The organism is Halorubrum sp. Boch-26 (genome assembly GCF_029889805.1).
GTDB lineage: Archaea > Halobacteriota > Halobacteria > Halobacteriales > Haloferacaceae > Halorubrum.
The window spans coordinates 1-2,415 of sequence record NZ_JARANT010000159.1 but is presented as its reverse complement, the minus strand read 5'-3'; the positions used below and the strand labels follow the sequence as shown (position 1 = coordinate 2,415).

Below are 2,415 nucleotides of genomic sequence, written 5' to 3'. Positions count from 1 at the left end.
ATTCGGAACAGCGTTGAACGTGTCTTTCGTGAGGTAAAACGCAGAACAGTCTGTTTCTCAATCTGTTTCAGTAACGCCGACGCAGAAACAGCAAACGAGTGGCTGAGATCGTTCGCCTTCGCATGGAATCAGCTTATCTGAACACTACCCGCTGTGCGGGGGGCAGACTCAAAAGAGCAGCAGCGAGGACGACGCACGGCGACAACGCGAGCGACCGAAGCGCACAGCGAGCCGCTCGAGTCCTCGCTGCTGGGGCTTTGACGGTGTTCTCCGCCAGCTCGTCGTGGTTCGGCGATATAGAAGCGGCGGAGAGGTCGACGTGCGTCATCGCACCGACGACCGCTTTTATAAAACCCGAATCCGAGTCCTACTCGAATCGGTACGTCGCGCCGTCCGGCCCGTCCTCGATCTCGACGCCCACGTCGCGAAGCGCGTCGCGCAAGTCGTCGGCGCGCCCGTAGTTGCCGGCCTCGCGCTCGGCCTCGCGCACGTCCAGCACGAGGTCGACTAGCTCGCCGGCCAAGTCCACGTCGCCGTCGGTCGCCGACCCGAACTGGAGTCCCAGCACGTCGCCGGCGAGGGTTTCGAACGCCGCGACCGCGTCGTGGAGGGCGCGGTAGTCGTACGCCGCGTCCGACTCGTCGTCGACCGCGTCCACGTGCCGGTTCACCGCGTCGGTGAGGTCCAACAGCGCGGCGGTCGCCTCGCGAAGGTTGAGGTCGTCGTTCATCGCGGCCGCGAAGTCGCCGCGCGCGGTCGCGACCGCCTCGCGGAGGTCGCCGTCCTCGGCCTTCGCGCGGGACTCGGTCGAGTCGAGCGCTTCGACGGCGCGGTCGTACGTGCGGGAGAGGCGCTCCCAGCGCTCCTCGGCCTCCGCGATCGTCTCCTCGGTGAGCGCCTGCTCGGAGCGGTAGGCGGCCCCGGCGTAGAACGTCCGGATGGCGTTGACGCCGAGCTCGTCGAGGGCGTCCGGCACCGTCCAGAAGTTGCCGATCGAGGAGGACATCTTCTCGCCCTCCATCGCCAGCAGCCCGACGTGGAGCCAGTGGCGGGCGAACGTCTCGCCGGTGGCGGCCTCCGACTGCGCGATCTCGTTCTCGTGGTGGGGGAAGACGAGGTCTCGGCCCCCCATGTGGATATCGAGCGTGTCACCGAGGTGCGTCGTCGACATCGCCGAGCACTCGACGTGCCACCCCGGGCGCCCCTCGCTCCACGGCGACTCCCACGTCTCGCCCGTGGGGACCGCGTCGCCGTGGTCGTGTTTCGCGTGCTCGCGGGCCGCGGTCTCGCTCACGCCGTCCGCCTTCCACAGCGCGAAGTCCGACGGGTTGCGCTTCTCCGACCGCTCGTCCGGTTCGCCCTGCGCCTCCAACTCGTCGATGTCTTGGTTCGAGAGCTTGCCGTAGTCGTCGAAGCTGGTTACGTCGAAGTAGACGGAGCCGCCCGACTCGTAGGCGTACCCCTTCTCGATCAGGGTCTCGACGAGGTCGCGGATCTCCGGGACGTGCTCGGTGACGCGGGGATACACCTCGGCGCGCAGGAGGTTCAGCCCGCGCATCGCGTCGAACGTGGTCGCGGTGAACGTCTCTGCCACGTCGCGCTCGGCGGTCCACTCGTCGCGCTCGCCGACGCGGGCCGTGATCTTCTCGTTGACGTCGGTGACGTTCTCGACGTGGCGCACGTCGTAGCCGAGGTAGTCGAGCCATCGGTGGAGGACGTCGGCGTGGAACCAGAGCCGCGCGTGCCCGAGGTGGGGGTCGTCCGACACCGTCAGGCCACAGACGTACAGCGTGACGTCGCCGTCGGCCGTGAACTCGACGCGCTCGTCTTCTAAGGTGTCGGTAACGACGAGACTCATTACCGGGTCGTTGCTACGGTGAGAGTTTTAAACCGTCGGATCGGGCGAGGGTACGGAAGCGAGGGTTCCAACTAGTTCTGTATTTTCATGTGAATGGTTAACGTCGATGGCAGATCGGCGACGAACATCGACAAAGCCCCAGCCGCTCGGCTATACGTATTTAAATACGCGACGGAGAACACCACCAAAGCCCCAGCCGCGAGGGCGACGTACGCTCGCTGCGCGCTTCACTCGATCGCTCACTCCGTTCGCTCCCGCGTTCCAGTGCTTGCGTCGCCTACGTCGCCCTCGCGGCTGCCCCTTTGAGTCCCGCCCCGCACAGCACCGCAACCGCACCTCACGCCTCCCCAGCCTCGTCGGTGGTCCTCCGCGTCACTCCGGACCACCGACTCCCTCGCGCGTGCACCTCGCACCCTTCGGGCGCTCGGCGGCACGCGCCACCGCCGTTATAAAACGCAAGGAGAATACCCGCGGCTTTAGGCGCGGGATGAATCCGACAACGCCGACACGTTCAACCGTCGATGGCACAGCCTGAGTTTCCCAATCCTCACTTTTAA

1 protein-coding gene and 1 pseudogene are annotated in these 2,415 nt (G+C 66.1%); one reads left to right on the top strand and one right to left on the bottom strand.

Annotated elements, in window-relative coordinates:
• Nucleotides 1-141: pseudogene (locus OQF71_RS14325) on the top strand (IS6 family transposase); the annotation flags it as partial.
• Nucleotides 142-367: 226 nt separating this feature from the next.
• Here OQF71_RS14325 and cysS read toward each other — a convergent pair.
• The gene (gene cysS, locus OQF71_RS14320) at nt 368-1,858 is read right to left on the bottom strand and encodes a cysteine--tRNA ligase (RefSeq protein WP_280588487.1); all 1,491 of its coding nucleotides are present in this window, start codon (nt 1,856-1,858) and stop codon (nt 368-370) included.
• Nucleotides 1,859-2,415 lie beyond the last annotated feature (557 nt).

What these genes read in the sequence shown, in the direction of transcription:
- cysS (WP_280588487.1), bottom strand. Translation starts at nt 1,858, where the DNA reads ATGAGTCTCGTCGTTACCGACACCTTAGAAGACGAGCGCGTCGAGTTC.